The sequence below is a fragment of the Pseudoalteromonas sp. SR45-6 genome, from assembly GCF_014163545.1.
GTDB lineage: Bacteria > Pseudomonadota > Gammaproteobacteria > Enterobacterales > Alteromonadaceae > Pseudoalteromonas > Pseudoalteromonas rhizosphaerae.
Genome location: NZ_JACJDM010000086.1, coordinates 1 through 12,250 on the forward strand (window position 1 = coordinate 1; position 12,250 = coordinate 12,250).

The following is a 12,250-nucleotide window of genomic DNA, read 5'->3' on the forward strand; positions in this document are numbered from 1 at the left end:
GATAACTATTTAGTTAACACAAACGTTTAACTATTTTTTGGCGTAACTTTAATTAAGCTGCTGGCGGCGATGGCAAATAAGCAATAACCGGTAAAGTACCAAAAACCTGTACCAAATTCGGCATGCATGTTGATCAATTCCCCCATCTGGCCATCGGCGTTACCAGCAAGGTAAGCCACAATCAAAGCAATGACAAAAACATCTACCATGCTCCATTTACTCAAGCCTTGTATAACTTGACCGAGTATATGCTTTAATTTGTTCATCGGTATTAAACAATAAACTAATTGCATCAACAGTTTTAAAGCTGGCACCACAATTGAAAACAATGCTACCAATGCTGCGACTAGGTAATTTTTATTATTGGCAAGTTCGTTAACCGTGCCCCAAATGCTCCGTGTTTTTTTATAAGCACTAATTTCACCTTCGAGTTTATCAAGGCCCAACATGCTCGACGCCATCATTAACATATTGCGGGTATGACGGTCACCTTCATCAGCAATCATAGCAATGCCTGTTTTGGCGAGCTTTGATTTATCAATTTTCCCCTCAAGGGTTAGCACAGGCTGAGTAACGCCAGGTAATAACAACGCCAGAGCAATTAAAATAGTCGTGATCGGCAGTAATAAACGCATAGTCGTCTTTTAAAGTATATTGATGATGGCGCATCATACTCAAGGTATTAAGTATCTTCAATAATTGAGGCTAAAACCTCATCGCCGTATTGCCGTGCTACGAGCATGGCATTATAAATAACATCGATGGGAGAAGCTGGCCGAATGGTTTCTAACAATTTAACTGCTAATGGCCAATTATCTTCCTCTACCGCGCGAGCTAACTGCAAAGTAGCACCTAACATACCGTTAAAGTTAAGCAGTGCACTCGATAAATCATCGCCTAAACAAAACTCTTTTGCGATAACATCCAGTTCCATATTTAAAATAGCATCGAGCACTGACATCAAGCCAACTAAGTAACCACGCTGAGACATTTCCTTACCGCCAGGCTCTAGCATTAACTGCATGAAATGCGCACGAGTTAACCCCAACTTAGTTAGTTCACTAGGTTTATCAACCCCTAGTTCACTAAGCGCCAACACTCTTACAAATTGACGAATTGCATCTTCACCTAAATAAATAACCGCTTGTGAAATAGAGGTGATCACTAAATTTTGGTTACCAGAGCGTGCATTCACTAATTTAAGAATACGAGCAGTTAAACCGACGTCTTTAGCTACCCGCTGGTGGACTTCATCAAAATCGAGATCTGGGCGCGACGTACAGCGCAGCAAATCAAAAACAGCAAATTTAGATGGCTCAACATTATGGTAGCTGAGCATTTCTGGACGCGCGAAAAAGAAGCCTTGAAAGTAATCGCAGCCGGCACTTTTTAGCAACATAAATTGTTCGTGCGTTTCAATTCGTTCAACTATGATTTTTACATCAGGAAAACGGCGTTTAAGCTTTTTTAACAGCATATTGGTTTTAATGATGGGCTCTTCAACTTCAAGCTTTATATAATCAACTAAATGTAATAATGGCTCCCATTTTTCATCTCCATCATAATCATCGAGAGCAAAAGTATAGCCATCTTTTTTTAGAGCCGTAACTCGACTGGTCACTTTATCAATGTTGTCGGCTCGTTCAACAATTTCTATTACTGCGCTATCGGGTTGCAATAATTTAGGGAAATCATCTAGTAGGGCATCTGAAGAAAGGTTTATAAAAGCGCGTTGGTTCGCAGTAAGTTTATTTATACCAATAAGCATTAAAGCGTTAAAAAACAGCCGCCCAGTAGCCTGACCATCTGTTGTGCCAATAGGGAATGCGTTATTTATCGAATCTCGATACAGTAATTCGTATGCATAAATGCCTGTTTCAGCATCAAAAATTGGCTGCCTAGCAATGTATTGTGTAACAAGTTTTGGCACCTCGGCGGTTATTTGCGTATCAAGCATATTATTTCCTGCTAATAACTATAGTGACTCATGCCAGCTAAATTGTTGTTATTTTATGTACTCAGTATAGTAAGGTTTTTGCGCCTTGCCTAAGCAATAATGCTCCTTTTACTGAATGTCTGCAAACGACCTGTAAAACCAAAGTTTTCACTATACCCACACTAAAATAATGGATAAGTTCTAATTTGACTGATGATTGAGTATAATAAGGGCTTACTTTTCTGTTAACCCCCAAAAGAGCCTTGATATGAGCATTGAACAAGCCTTAGTTGAACGCAGTAATAACCAATGTGAGTTATGTACTGCAACTGAAAACCTTTCTGTATACGAAGTGCCACCTGTCACTGAAGCTCATTCAGATAAATGTATTTATACCTGCCAGACGTGTAAAGACCAAGTTGAAGGCACCACTGATATTACCCCTACTCATTGGCATTGTTTAAACGATAGCATGTGGAGCCAAACACCTGCGGTACAAGTGGTGGCGTACCGTATGCTAACCCGTTTAGCTGCTGATAATGGCTGGGCACAAGATGCGCTAGACATGATCTATCTTGAAGAAGATACGTTAGCATGGGCTAAAAAAGTACTTGCTGAAAATGATGATATTAAACATGTTGATAGCAACGGCGTGGTACTGCAAGCCGGCGATACAGTCACACTTATTAAAGATTTAGATGTTAAGGGCAGTAGCTTAACGGCTAAACGTGGTACTGCTGTGCGTAATATCGGCTTAACCAGCAACCCTGAACATATTGAAGGACGTGTGGACGGTCAGCGCATTGTTATTTTGACCAAGTTTGTGAAGAAGTAAATATCTCTGTGCCTACAAAAAGGTGCATTTATGCGCCTTTTTTTGTTCCTAAATATAATTAAGCTATGATTAAGTAATCGCGCTGTAAACTACCAATAGATTAAAAATCAACCGATTCATTTATTTCAAGGAATAAACCATGCTATCGAACAAACCTTATTCAGTTTTAAAATCGATTGCCAGCATTAGTTTATTGGCCAGCAGTGCAATGGTACTTAACGGGTGCAAGAGCCTACCTGATCCACAAACTAAACAAACCACTGAAGATGCAGCCATGGCCACTTTAACAACTCAAGTTAGCTACCTTGATCGCAGCATGTTAGGTCCTGGATCACAACTCACAGTGACTTTAGCTGATGTGTCAAAGATGGATACTGAAGCAGAAATAATTAGTCAACAAACTATTGATATCACTGGCGCACCACCTTATACGGTAGAGCTTAGCTACGACGCGAGCAAAATGGATCAACGTCATCGCTATAGCGTAATTGCACGTATCACTAATCAAGATAAGTTATTGTACGTTAGTACTACACATAACAATCCATTTGAGCAATCACAACAAGCACCTTATGAAGTAGTCGTGTCTAAAGTTGCGCCGCAAAAGCCTAATGTCGATTTAGTAAATACGTATTTTAAAGCTGTTACTATAAATGGCGTGCAAGTCACTGTTGAAACAAAAGAACCCTTTATTCAATTTAGTAAAGATAACAAAAGCCATGGCTTTTTAGGCTGCAATAATTTTGCTGGTAGTTATCAAGTAGATCAACAAGCACTGACATTCAGCCCGCAAGCTAGTACTAGAAAAATGTGCTCTCAAGGTATGGAACAAGAAACTGCAATGTCTGGCGTACTAGAAAATACTGCGACGTGGAATATTAATGGTGAATCACTCACCTTAAAAGATAAGCAAGGTAAAGTACTGGCAACCTTTAAAGCCGTGTATTTTAATTAACTCTAATCACTCTCTGTAATTAAACGCCCAGTGAACTGGGCGTTTCAATGTTTATTCGGCAACTAATTGCTCGCTGCGATAAAAGCCTGATGAATCGCTTAATAAGGTAACTAGTTCAGGTAATACCTTATCCATAGTTTGTTTTAACTTCCACGGTGGATTAATTACCATCATCCCCGATGCAGTCATGCCATGCACGTCAGTATCGGCTTCAGTCGCTAATTCAAATAACTGAATATTACGCATACCTGAAGCAATCAATCCCTCTTCCATACGCTCAATTCTTTCTCTGTCGACCACCGGATACCAAATCATGTAAGTGCCAGTAGCAAAGCGTTGATAAGCCTTCGTTAATGTTTTTACCACAGTGTCGTAATCGTCTTTAATTTCATAAGGTGGATCAATGAGTACACATGCTCTGCGCGAAGCGGGGGGTAATAACCCCACTAGACCCGTAAAGCCATCCTCGCCGCGGACACGAATTGAGCGCTTACCGCTCATGTTTTCTTGTAGTAATGCCAAATCTCGCGGATGTAGCTCAAAAAACCAACCTTTGTCTTGGCGACGCAAGAAATGCTCAGCAATTTTCGGCGAGCCCGGATAAAAAGCTAATTGTTCTGTATCATTAAATGATTTAATTAAATCAATATAATCATTTAGTTCCTGATGCTCACTGCGATGTTGATAAAGCTTAGCAATGCCATTTAGGTATTCTTGCGTTTTTTGTGCATCAGCACTGGCTAATTCAAAAAAGCCAGCTCCTGAGTGAGTATCGATATAGTCCAATGGCTTATCTTTGAGCGTCTGGTAACTTAATACCTGAGCTAATACCAAATGTTTAACGACATCGGCTGGGTTTCCAGCATGAAATGAGTGTCTGTAACTGAGCATAATATAATTTCGCTTAAATAAACTCATTGAAGTTAGTTATATTCTACAACATAAAACGCCAAGGGTCATAAATTGCTGGCCATTAAGTGAACCACTTATGAACAAATTAGTCGCTAGCCTGAACAGCTTATTAACATTAAATAAAAATCAGCCAAAACACACGTAAATGCTGGCATATAAAGCAACTTTGCTTTACATTTGCATGACAATAATCACAGTTTTATGAGCGCCTTTATGAATAACGATACCCTTTCTCAACTAGAACAATTGATCGACCAATTAATTAGCCAAAATTCACAGCTACAAACTCAGGTTAGCGAGCTTAAAGATAAAAATAGTAAGCTAATCGATGAAAATGAAATTCTTCAACTTGAAGTACTTGAAAGTGAAGAAAAACAAAAAGACACCAGCACAACTTTAACGGGTTTACTTGAGAAGCTACAAAGCGCCCAACAGGCTAACTAATGTCTGAGCTGCAAAACCAGCGAGTCACAGTTGAGTTGCTTGGTAAAGAGCAGCAATTTGCTTGCCCAGCTGGGCAAGAGGATGCACTCATTGCATCAGCCAAATACTTAAATGATTTGGTTGATCAAATGAAGCAGCGCTCAACAGTGCGCAATGATCAAAAAGCCTTATTAATGGCAGCCTTGAATATTAGCCATGAGTTACTCGAAGCAAAAACACAGCAAAGCGTTACCCAACAGCAGCAGGATCAACTCATCGATAAGCTCAGTGCTTACTTAGGGCAATCGTCAGCCGAATAAAAAAAGCGCACTCGCGCTTTTTTTATTATCTCGTGGATTCCAGTATCAATTAAAAACAAAATCAGCTAACTTGCCTATTTTATTTTCTCTATTTTGGCAATACTGTTATGACTCACCCTTTTTATATCCCCACTCAGTTAACTGCACTTTTATTGCTAAGCTTTAGTCTTGTTGCACCCCGCTCTGCTGTTGCAGCAACACAGTGGCAAACAATCTCCCCTAACGTACAATTTTTAGAGCAGCAACGAGCCCTACGCTTTTATGACTCAAACCAAGTGCTCATTGAAGGTGATAAATGCGCGCTAATGTTTGATGCCAGTGGCGACTTTGCCGCTGTTGAAGCAACCGTTAAGCAACTAAAAAGCACCTTAAAAACCCCCTTGTGTTACTTAGTTGCTAGTCACTTCCACGACGACCATTTACTGGGCATGGCTATTTTGCAGCATCATTTCCCCGATGCTCAATTAATTGTCCATCAACAGCTTGCTACTGAATTTAGTCAACTCCAACAAACCTATACTAATAAACTTGATAGTTATGAAAAAAGTATCGAATTGAGTTTACAGCGTTTAGCCCAGCAGCCCGAAGCGCAACAACAGCACTGGCAAAACAAACTCAACTTAGCTAAGCAGCGATTATTACGATGGCGCCAATATCAACTACAACCACCACAAACTTACGTTGTTGATAGCTTAACCATTGAACTTGGCAACTACCCAGTCACGATTAACGCACACCAAGCCCATACTAATGGTGATTTAACTCTCAGCGCCGAAAATCATCGCATTTTAGTCGGTGCTGATGTGGTTGATTGGCTACCTTATCCCGGCCATGGTAATTTTAATAACTGGTTGAAAATACTCACACAACTTCACTCAGATCAGCGCATCAAGATAATCCTGCCTGGCCACGGAAGCGTACTAAAACGAGACGATTTACAGCAACCATTAAACTTTTTGCACGCGATACAACAGCATGTAACAAACTATCCAGAGCAAGATTTAGTGCAATTACAGCAAAGCTTTAATCAGCAGTTTGCGAAAGACTACCAAGTTGATGAGATAGCACGAAAAGCTTACCCGCTGTTTCTAGAGGCTGGACTTAAACGAGTTAAACAGTCAAAATAGCGCTCGCACGTGGATGTGCTAGACTTTTAAAAGGATATTAATTTAGTGATGTTTATGCGCAGTTACCTCTTAGCCCTGTTTGTGACTTTAATTTTACTATCCGGTTGCCAAACAACTGAGCCATATTCAGCGCCAAGTGATACTGTGCAAGCTCCGGTTATTTTTAATCACGTTAAACCGTCATCAAATAGCTCAGCACAGCCCACAGATACCAAGCATAAAAAACAAAAAATAACATTAACAGCTCCAGCGCAACAAGCCGCTACATCACCTCAAGCGCACACTCGCAATAAAGATTTATGGCGACATATAGCCGACAACTTAACCATTCAAATTTACCTAAACAAAGCACTAAATAAACGGATTACCTGGTATACCAAGCAACCAAAATACTTACAGGTTGTCAGTGCCCGGGCTGCGCCTTATCTTTATCATATTGTTAGTAAAATAGAGCAACGTAAGTTACCCATGGAATTAGCTTTATTGCCTTTTGTAGAAAGTGACTTTCGCCCGACTATTAGCTCCTCAGAACAAGCTGTTGGGGTATGGCAATTAGTCGGTGCGACGGCTCATCACTTCGGCATAAAATCAGATCAATGGTATGACGGGCGCAAAGATGTTCTCGCTTCAACAGATGCCGCTTTGGCCTATTTAGAGTATTTACATAAGCGCTTTGATGGCGACTGGCTACATGCATTAGCGGCTTATAATAGTGGCGAAGGACGTGTAAAGCGCGCCATCGCAGAAAATAAAAAGCGCGGCAAAAGCACTGATTACTGGTCGTTGAAATTACCCAAAGAAACCTCTGAATACGTGCCAAAGCTAATGGCATTAAGCTACTTAATACAAAACCCTCAGCGCGGATTATACCGCCCTAAACTTGCCAACAAAGCCCTTACAACTGAGCTTAACGTTGGCCAGCAATTTGATTTTTCGGTGATCGCCAATTTATCTGGTATTGGTCGCAGCCAACTACACAAACTCAACCCTGGCTATTTAAAAAACCAAAGCTCACCTAATGGTCCTCATACTTTATTACTACCACTGCAACAGCAAAGCTTATTAAGCAGCCAGTTCTTTAAAAATAATTTCACTGGCGAATATACAGTGAAAAAAAATGATACTTTGTACTCGATTGCTCGTCGTTTTGGATTATCAGTTAACAAACTAAAAGCGATGAATAACAAAACCTCTAATTTAATTGGTATTGGTGAAGCACTGATGGTTGGCCAACCTCGCACCATGCCAGACTCGTTAACTATCAATTATAAAATCAGTCCTTACCTTGAACAAACTGAAATAGCGATCCCCACTATCGCAATCCAATACCAGGTAAAGCCTGGTGATACTATCTGGGGAATCAGCCAACTTTATGATGTGCCGCATAGTGATTTAGCCCGGTGGAATAAACTTAGTGCCTCGAGTATTTTAACGCCTGGCACGCAGCTGGTGCTACATTTGCCGCAAGCAACAAAGGCCGTGTCACAATTGCATGACGAAGGTTTACTTTCAGAGCTTGCAAGAACCTTAAAGCAACCACACTAACCGAACCAGTAGTTTATAATCCGGCTTATTTAGCGTAAAATTAGCTTTTCATTACAGTTAAATTAAAGAGATCGGCATGCAAATTAGCAAAAACTCGGCAGTTGAATTTCACTACACATTAAGTGAAGCGGGCGAGCAACTAGAAACAAGTACTGGCAGTGAGCCGCTAACCTATATTCATGGTTTGGAAGGTATGCTTCCTGGTCTTGAAACAGCTCTTGAAGGCAAGGCTGCTGGCGATAGCTTCAGCGTGACACTTACACCGAGTGAATCTTACGGTGAACGTGTTGATGATCTTATTCAACGCATTCCTCTTAAACACCTTCAAGGTGACACTAAAGTATGGAAGCCAGGTATGACAGCAATGGTTAGCTCTAATCAAGGCCGTCATCAAGTGACGATCGTGAAAGTAGGTCGTTTCAATGCTGATTGTGATTTAAACCACCCATTTGCAGGCAAAACTCTAACGTTTGATGTACAAGTACTTAGCGTACGTGAAGCAACCAGCGAAGAAGTATCACACGGCCATGTCCATAGCGAAGGCGGTTGTGGTCACAACCACTAAGGAAATTCCATGTCAAAGGTTGCTATCGTTACAGGCGGCAGTAAAGGTATAGGTCTTGCTGTTGTTAAGCGTTTTCTAAATAATGGTTACCAAGTACATAACCTTGATCTAGAACCTGCAGATTTAGGCACTTGGCACCACTGCGATGTGAGTGATGTTAGCGCAGTAAAAACGGTTATTGCAAAGATTGCCAGTAATGGCAAATGTATAGATGTGTTGGTATCGAATGCCGGCCGTCATCTAAGCGCGACAATTGAAGACACTGACGAAGCAACCTTCGATAGCTTGTTTGCACTTAATGTAAAAGGTGCCTACGCGGCAATTCAAAGCGTGTTACCAAGCATGAAAGCGCAACAAAATGGGGTGATTATTTTAATTGCCTCAGATCAAGCCATCATAGCTAAAAACAACTCGTTTGCGTATAACCTGACCAAACATGCGTTAGCCTCAATGGCAAAAACCACCGCATTGGATTATGCCCAGTTTAATATTCGCACCAATGCAGTGTGCCCAGGCACCATAGAAACACCGCTTTTTCATAATGCTATCGACGCATATTGTGCTCGTAGTGGCGCCGATAAAGCCACTATAGTTGCCGAAGAAGGCGCATTACAGCCACTCGGACGATTAGGCCAAGCTGATGAAGTCGCAGCATTAGTTACGTTTTTAGCCAGTGATGATGCCAGCTTTATTACCGGCAGCTTGCAAACCATTGATGGTGGTTATACCGCGCAATGAGTGAACGTATTATTGACCCCCACGTACACTTTTTTAATTTAGTCCAAGGGCAATATGATTGGCTACAAGGTAACAATCCTGTGCCTTGGCCAAATTTAGATACGATTAAAGCGCCCATAAGTGTTAACCAATTACAGCATATAAGTCAGTTTGAAATTGCTGGCCTAGTACACATTGAAGCAGGCTTTGATAACCAGCACCCCATCAATGAACTGCACTGGCTAGCTGAGCACTTAAGTGGCCACAATTATAAAGCTATCAGCTTTGCCAATATTAATAGTCATCCCGACGATTTTAATAATGCAATTACCGCTTTATCACACCCAAGCTTAGTGGGCATTAGAGATATCACCGAAGGCGCTGATGCCATGCGCTTAAGCCATGCTACATGCCATGATAACTTAGCGCTATTAGCCAGTAAGCAGCTGATATTTGAAGCTCAATTTGAAGTTGAAAAGCTTACGATTACCCAACAGCTAATCAACTACTGCCAACAACTTCCGCATTTACAATTAATAATAAACCATGCGGGTTTACCCAATAATCTGTCAATTTGGCAGCAGGGGATCAGCCAATTAGCGCAACTACCTAACTGCTGGATTAAATTTTCAGGCTTTGAGCTACTCACCGCGCAGCTGCAAACTCAACAACAGCAGTGTTTTAACTTTATCCTGCAACACTTTGGTCAGCACCGCGTTATGTTTGCTAGTAATTTCCCTGTGTGTCAAATCAACGCGAGTTATCAACAGCGTTGGTCAAACCATTTTGAGCTGTGTAATACTCATAGTGTATGGCAACAACTTAGCTACAAAAATGCGCAGCACTGCTACCAAGTTTAATTAAAAACCGCTATATTGAGTTTATATTGTATAAAAAATAGATCATCACTATGGCTGTTTCCTCTATTCAAAAGCTCACTATTGGGCTTTTCAATGTTTCTTTTCTAGCGCTTCTTTCTGGCTGTGGTGGCGGTAGTACAATGACCGACAACAACAATAACAGCAATGGTGATGGCGACACTGGTAACAGAATCAATTGGACACAAGGTGTATTTCAACCCTCAAGTAATTTTTATCAACAATGCCAAGCATTAAACGAAAAGCACTGGCTGCGCTCATGGAGCAATGAAACCTACCTTTGGTATGACGAAATTATCGATCGTGATCCAGCGCTGACCCCTGCTGTAAATGAATATTTTAAATTACTAAAAACCGAGCAAATTACCGAGTCAGGCGCAAACAAAGACAACTTTCACTCTAGCCTGCCAACTGCACAATGGGAAGCCCAAAGCCAATCAGGAGTGACTTTTGGTTATGGTTTTAAAGTTAAATTAATCAGCTCTACAGCACCACGTCAAGGTGTGATCAGCTATACAGAGCCCAACTCACCTGCAAGTGCGCAAAATATTGCCCGCGGCTTTGAGATTTTAGAAATCGATGGTGTTGATTTTATCAATGCCAGCACACAAGCAGAGGTCGATATCCTCAACGCGGGTTTATATCCAACTCAAACCGGTAAAAGCACTACCTTCGTATTCAAAGATATTAATACCGATGAAACCCGCGAAGTTATTTTAAACTCACAAACGATTACTTCTAGGCCAGTCACAAACGTGAAGACTTTAGCTGATGGCACTGTTGGTTACTTTCAATTTAATAGCCACAATGCAATTGCTGAAAAACCGCTTTATGATGCCTTTAATAATCTCAAAGCAAGTAATGTCACTGATCTGATTATTGATATTCGTTATAATGGCGGTGGTTTTTTACAAATGGCCAGTCAAGTTGCTTATATGATCGCAGGCCCCGCGAACACCAACGGTAAAGTTTTCGAAAAAACCATTTTTAACGATCAACACCCAACCTTTAACCCTGTTACTGGGCAGCGTTTGGAGCCTGTGATGTTCACCGATGAATTTGTTGGCTTTGCCGAGAACCCGGCATTAATACCAGGTACACCATTACCAAGCCTTAACTTAAAACGCGTTTATTTATTAACCACTAGTAGCACTTGCTCTGCCAGCGAAGCGATAATAAATGGCTTACGCGGCGCTGATATTGAAGTTATTCAAATTGGCGCTGGTACTTGCGGCAAACCTTATGGATTTTACGCCACAGATAACTGCGATACGACTTACTTTAGCATTCAATTTACTGGCGAAAACAATAAAGGTTTTGGTGAATATTCAGATGGTTTTGCGCCGCAAAACACCACTGACAATGCCCGCTTACCAGTACACATAGCCGGTTGCGCCGTTGCTGATGACTTTAGCCACCAGTTAGGCGATCCTGAAGAAGCGGTACTAAAAGCCGCGTTGGGTTATCGTGATAATGGTAGTTGTCCAGCAGCCAGTTCAATAGCCAGTAAGCAAGGTTTTGCACCTGCACGCTTTGGCGATACCCCTGCAGTATTAGATACACGGGCTGGATCTCTTGCTGAGCAAAATAAAATACTGCCTTCGCATTAAGCGTTAGCATTAAACTCAAGGCAGAATTGTTATGCTAAAAGAATGTTCATTATCAATACTAACCGCGCTCTTGATCAGCGGCTGCTCTGTGCAAAGCAGTGAACCAACACCAAAATTACAGCATGCATTACTAACAGAGCCTCAAGGGGAACTGATTGCTCAAGGAATTGCTCGCCTAATGCGCTCAGAGAAGATTGCAGTAGCTAATGATGTGTTTATGAAGCGCAGCTTGATGGTCGTTGATAACGTCACTAAAACCGACGAGCTTGGCAACCCTATTATGGGTAAACAGCTAAACATGCCAGACCGTTTTGAATTACTGATAAAAAACAACCTATGCTTTGTACGTCATCTCGATAGCAAAGCCACCGAGCCGCTACCGGATGTACAATGCAAGGTGAATGATATCTAGGTGCTAGGTGCTAGG

14 protein-coding genes are annotated in these 12,250 nt (G+C 41.3%); 11 read left to right on the plus strand and 3 right to left on the minus strand.

From position 1 onward, the window contains the following. Window positions 1-26: 26 nt before the first annotated feature. Together H5158_RS21380 and H5158_RS21385 are read right to left on the minus strand one after the other, a co-directional pair. Window positions 27-635 (minus strand): paraquat-inducible protein A, encoded by a 609-nt coding sequence (locus H5158_RS21380; RefSeq protein ID WP_145238177.1) that lies wholly within the window; start codon window positions 633-635, stop codon window positions 27-29. Between the two features lie 47 nt (window positions 636-682). After that, the gene (locus H5158_RS21385; protein WP_182740851.1) at window positions 683-1,957 is read right to left on the minus strand and encodes an EAL and HDOD domain-containing protein; all 1,275 of its coding nucleotides are present in this window, start codon (window positions 1,955-1,957) and stop codon (window positions 683-685) included. Between the two features lie 247 nt (window positions 1,958-2,204). Here H5158_RS21385 and H5158_RS21390 point away from each other — a divergent pair, with 247 nt between their 5' ends. Further along, on the plus strand, window positions 2,205-2,771 hold the full coding sequence (locus H5158_RS21390; RefSeq protein ID WP_145238171.1) for an alkylphosphonate utilization protein: 567 nt from the start codon (window positions 2,205-2,207) through the stop codon (window positions 2,769-2,771). A 139-nt stretch (window positions 2,772-2,910) separates the two neighbouring features. Then, window positions 2,911-3,726 (plus strand): META domain-containing protein, encoded by an 816-nt coding sequence (locus H5158_RS21395; protein WP_182740852.1) that lies wholly within the window; start codon window positions 2,911-2,913, stop codon window positions 3,724-3,726. Between the two features lie 51 nt (window positions 3,727-3,777). Here the strand turns inward: H5158_RS21395 and H5158_RS21400 are convergent, their stop codons facing one another. Continuing rightward, window positions 3,778-4,617 (minus strand): 23S rRNA (adenine(2030)-N(6))-methyltransferase RlmJ, encoded by an 840-nt coding sequence (locus H5158_RS21400; RefSeq protein ID WP_182740853.1) that lies wholly within the window; start codon window positions 4,615-4,617, stop codon window positions 3,778-3,780. A 234-nt stretch (window positions 4,618-4,851) separates the two neighbouring features. Here H5158_RS21400 and zapB point away from each other — a divergent pair, with 234 nt between their 5' ends. The 9 genes from zapB (at window position 4,852) to H5158_RS21445 (ending at window position 12,235) form a co-directional block, all read left to right on the plus strand. After that, on the plus strand, window positions 4,852-5,082 hold the full coding sequence (gene zapB / locus H5158_RS21405) for a cell division protein ZapB (RefSeq protein WP_145238165.1): 231 nt from the start codon (window positions 4,852-4,854) through the stop codon (window positions 5,080-5,082). After that, window positions 5,082-5,381: a cell division protein ZapA gene (locus tag H5158_RS21410; RefSeq protein WP_149980511.1), complete on the plus strand. Its 300-nt coding sequence runs from the start codon at window positions 5,082-5,084 to the stop codon at window positions 5,379-5,381. The genes zapB and H5158_RS21410 overlap by 1 nt, the downstream gene beginning before the upstream one ends. A gap of 107 nt (window positions 5,382-5,488) precedes the next feature. After that, window positions 5,489-6,508, plus strand: a complete 1,020-nt coding sequence (locus tag H5158_RS21415) for an MBL fold metallo-hydrolase (RefSeq protein WP_182740854.1) — start codon at window positions 5,489-5,491, stop codon at window positions 6,506-6,508. Window positions 6,509-6,562: 54 nt separating this feature from the next. Beyond that, the gene (locus H5158_RS21420; protein WP_182740855.1) at window positions 6,563-8,053 is read left to right on the plus strand and encodes a LysM peptidoglycan-binding domain-containing protein; all 1,491 of its coding nucleotides are present in this window, start codon (window positions 6,563-6,565) and stop codon (window positions 8,051-8,053) included. A gap of 76 nt (window positions 8,054-8,129) precedes the next feature. Further along, on the plus strand, window positions 8,130-8,618 hold the full coding sequence (locus H5158_RS21425) for a peptidylprolyl isomerase (RefSeq protein ID WP_182732172.1): 489 nt from the start codon (window positions 8,130-8,132) through the stop codon (window positions 8,616-8,618). 9 nt (window positions 8,619-8,627) lie between these two features. Then, window positions 8,628-9,356, plus strand: a complete 729-nt coding sequence (locus H5158_RS21430) for an SDR family NAD(P)-dependent oxidoreductase (RefSeq protein WP_182740856.1) — start codon at window positions 8,628-8,630, stop codon at window positions 9,354-9,356. Next, a complete protein-coding gene (locus H5158_RS21435; protein ID WP_182740857.1) occupies window positions 9,353-10,195 on the plus strand; it encodes an amidohydrolase in 843 nt (280 codons plus the stop codon). The genes H5158_RS21430 and H5158_RS21435 overlap by 4 nt, the downstream gene beginning before the upstream one ends. Before the next feature lie 50 nt (window positions 10,196-10,245). Then, the gene (locus H5158_RS21440) at window positions 10,246-11,823 is read left to right on the plus strand and encodes a S41 family peptidase (protein WP_182740858.1); all 1,578 of its coding nucleotides are present in this window, start codon (window positions 10,246-10,248) and stop codon (window positions 11,821-11,823) included. Between the two features lie 31 nt (window positions 11,824-11,854). Next, window positions 11,855-12,235: a hypothetical protein gene (locus H5158_RS21445; protein WP_149980504.1), complete on the plus strand. Its 381-nt coding sequence runs from the start codon at window positions 11,855-11,857 to the stop codon at window positions 12,233-12,235. Window positions 12,236-12,250: the final 15 nt, after the last annotated feature.

Excerpts from the sequence above, each read along its gene's own strand:
- H5158_RS21380 (WP_145238177.1), bottom strand. The coding sequence starts at position 635 with ATGCGTTTATTACTGCCGATCACGACTATTTTAATTGCTCTGGCGTTG.
- H5158_RS21385 (WP_182740851.1), bottom strand. The coding sequence starts at position 1,957 with ATGCTTGATACGCAAATAACCGCCGAGGTGCCAAAACTTGTTACACAA.
- H5158_RS21390 (WP_145238171.1), top strand. The coding sequence starts at position 2,205 with ATGAGCATTGAACAAGCCTTAGTTGAACGCAGTAATAACCAATGTGAG.
- H5158_RS21395 (WP_182740852.1), top strand. The coding sequence starts at position 2,911 with ATGCTATCGAACAAACCTTATTCAGTTTTAAAATCGATTGCCAGCATT.
- H5158_RS21400 (WP_182740853.1), bottom strand. The coding sequence starts at position 4,617 with ATGCTCAGTTACAGACACTCATTTCATGCTGGAAACCCAGCCGATGTC.
- zapB (WP_145238165.1), top strand. The coding sequence starts at position 4,852 with ATGAATAACGATACCCTTTCTCAACTAGAACAATTGATCGACCAATTA.
- H5158_RS21410 (WP_149980511.1), top strand. The coding sequence starts at position 5,082 with ATGTCTGAGCTGCAAAACCAGCGAGTCACAGTTGAGTTGCTTGGTAAA.
- H5158_RS21415 (WP_182740854.1), top strand. The coding sequence starts at position 5,489 with ATGACTCACCCTTTTTATATCCCCACTCAGTTAACTGCACTTTTATTG.
- H5158_RS21420 (WP_182740855.1), top strand. The coding sequence starts at position 6,563 with ATGCGCAGTTACCTCTTAGCCCTGTTTGTGACTTTAATTTTACTATCC.
- H5158_RS21425 (WP_182732172.1), top strand. The coding sequence starts at position 8,130 with ATGCAAATTAGCAAAAACTCGGCAGTTGAATTTCACTACACATTAAGT.
- H5158_RS21430 (WP_182740856.1), top strand. The coding sequence starts at position 8,628 with ATGTCAAAGGTTGCTATCGTTACAGGCGGCAGTAAAGGTATAGGTCTT.
- H5158_RS21435 (WP_182740857.1), top strand. The coding sequence starts at position 9,353 with ATGAGTGAACGTATTATTGACCCCCACGTACACTTTTTTAATTTAGTC.
- H5158_RS21440 (WP_182740858.1), top strand. The coding sequence starts at position 10,246 with ATGGCTGTTTCCTCTATTCAAAAGCTCACTATTGGGCTTTTCAATGTT.
- H5158_RS21445 (WP_149980504.1), top strand. The coding sequence starts at position 11,855 with ATGCTAAAAGAATGTTCATTATCAATACTAACCGCGCTCTTGATCAGC.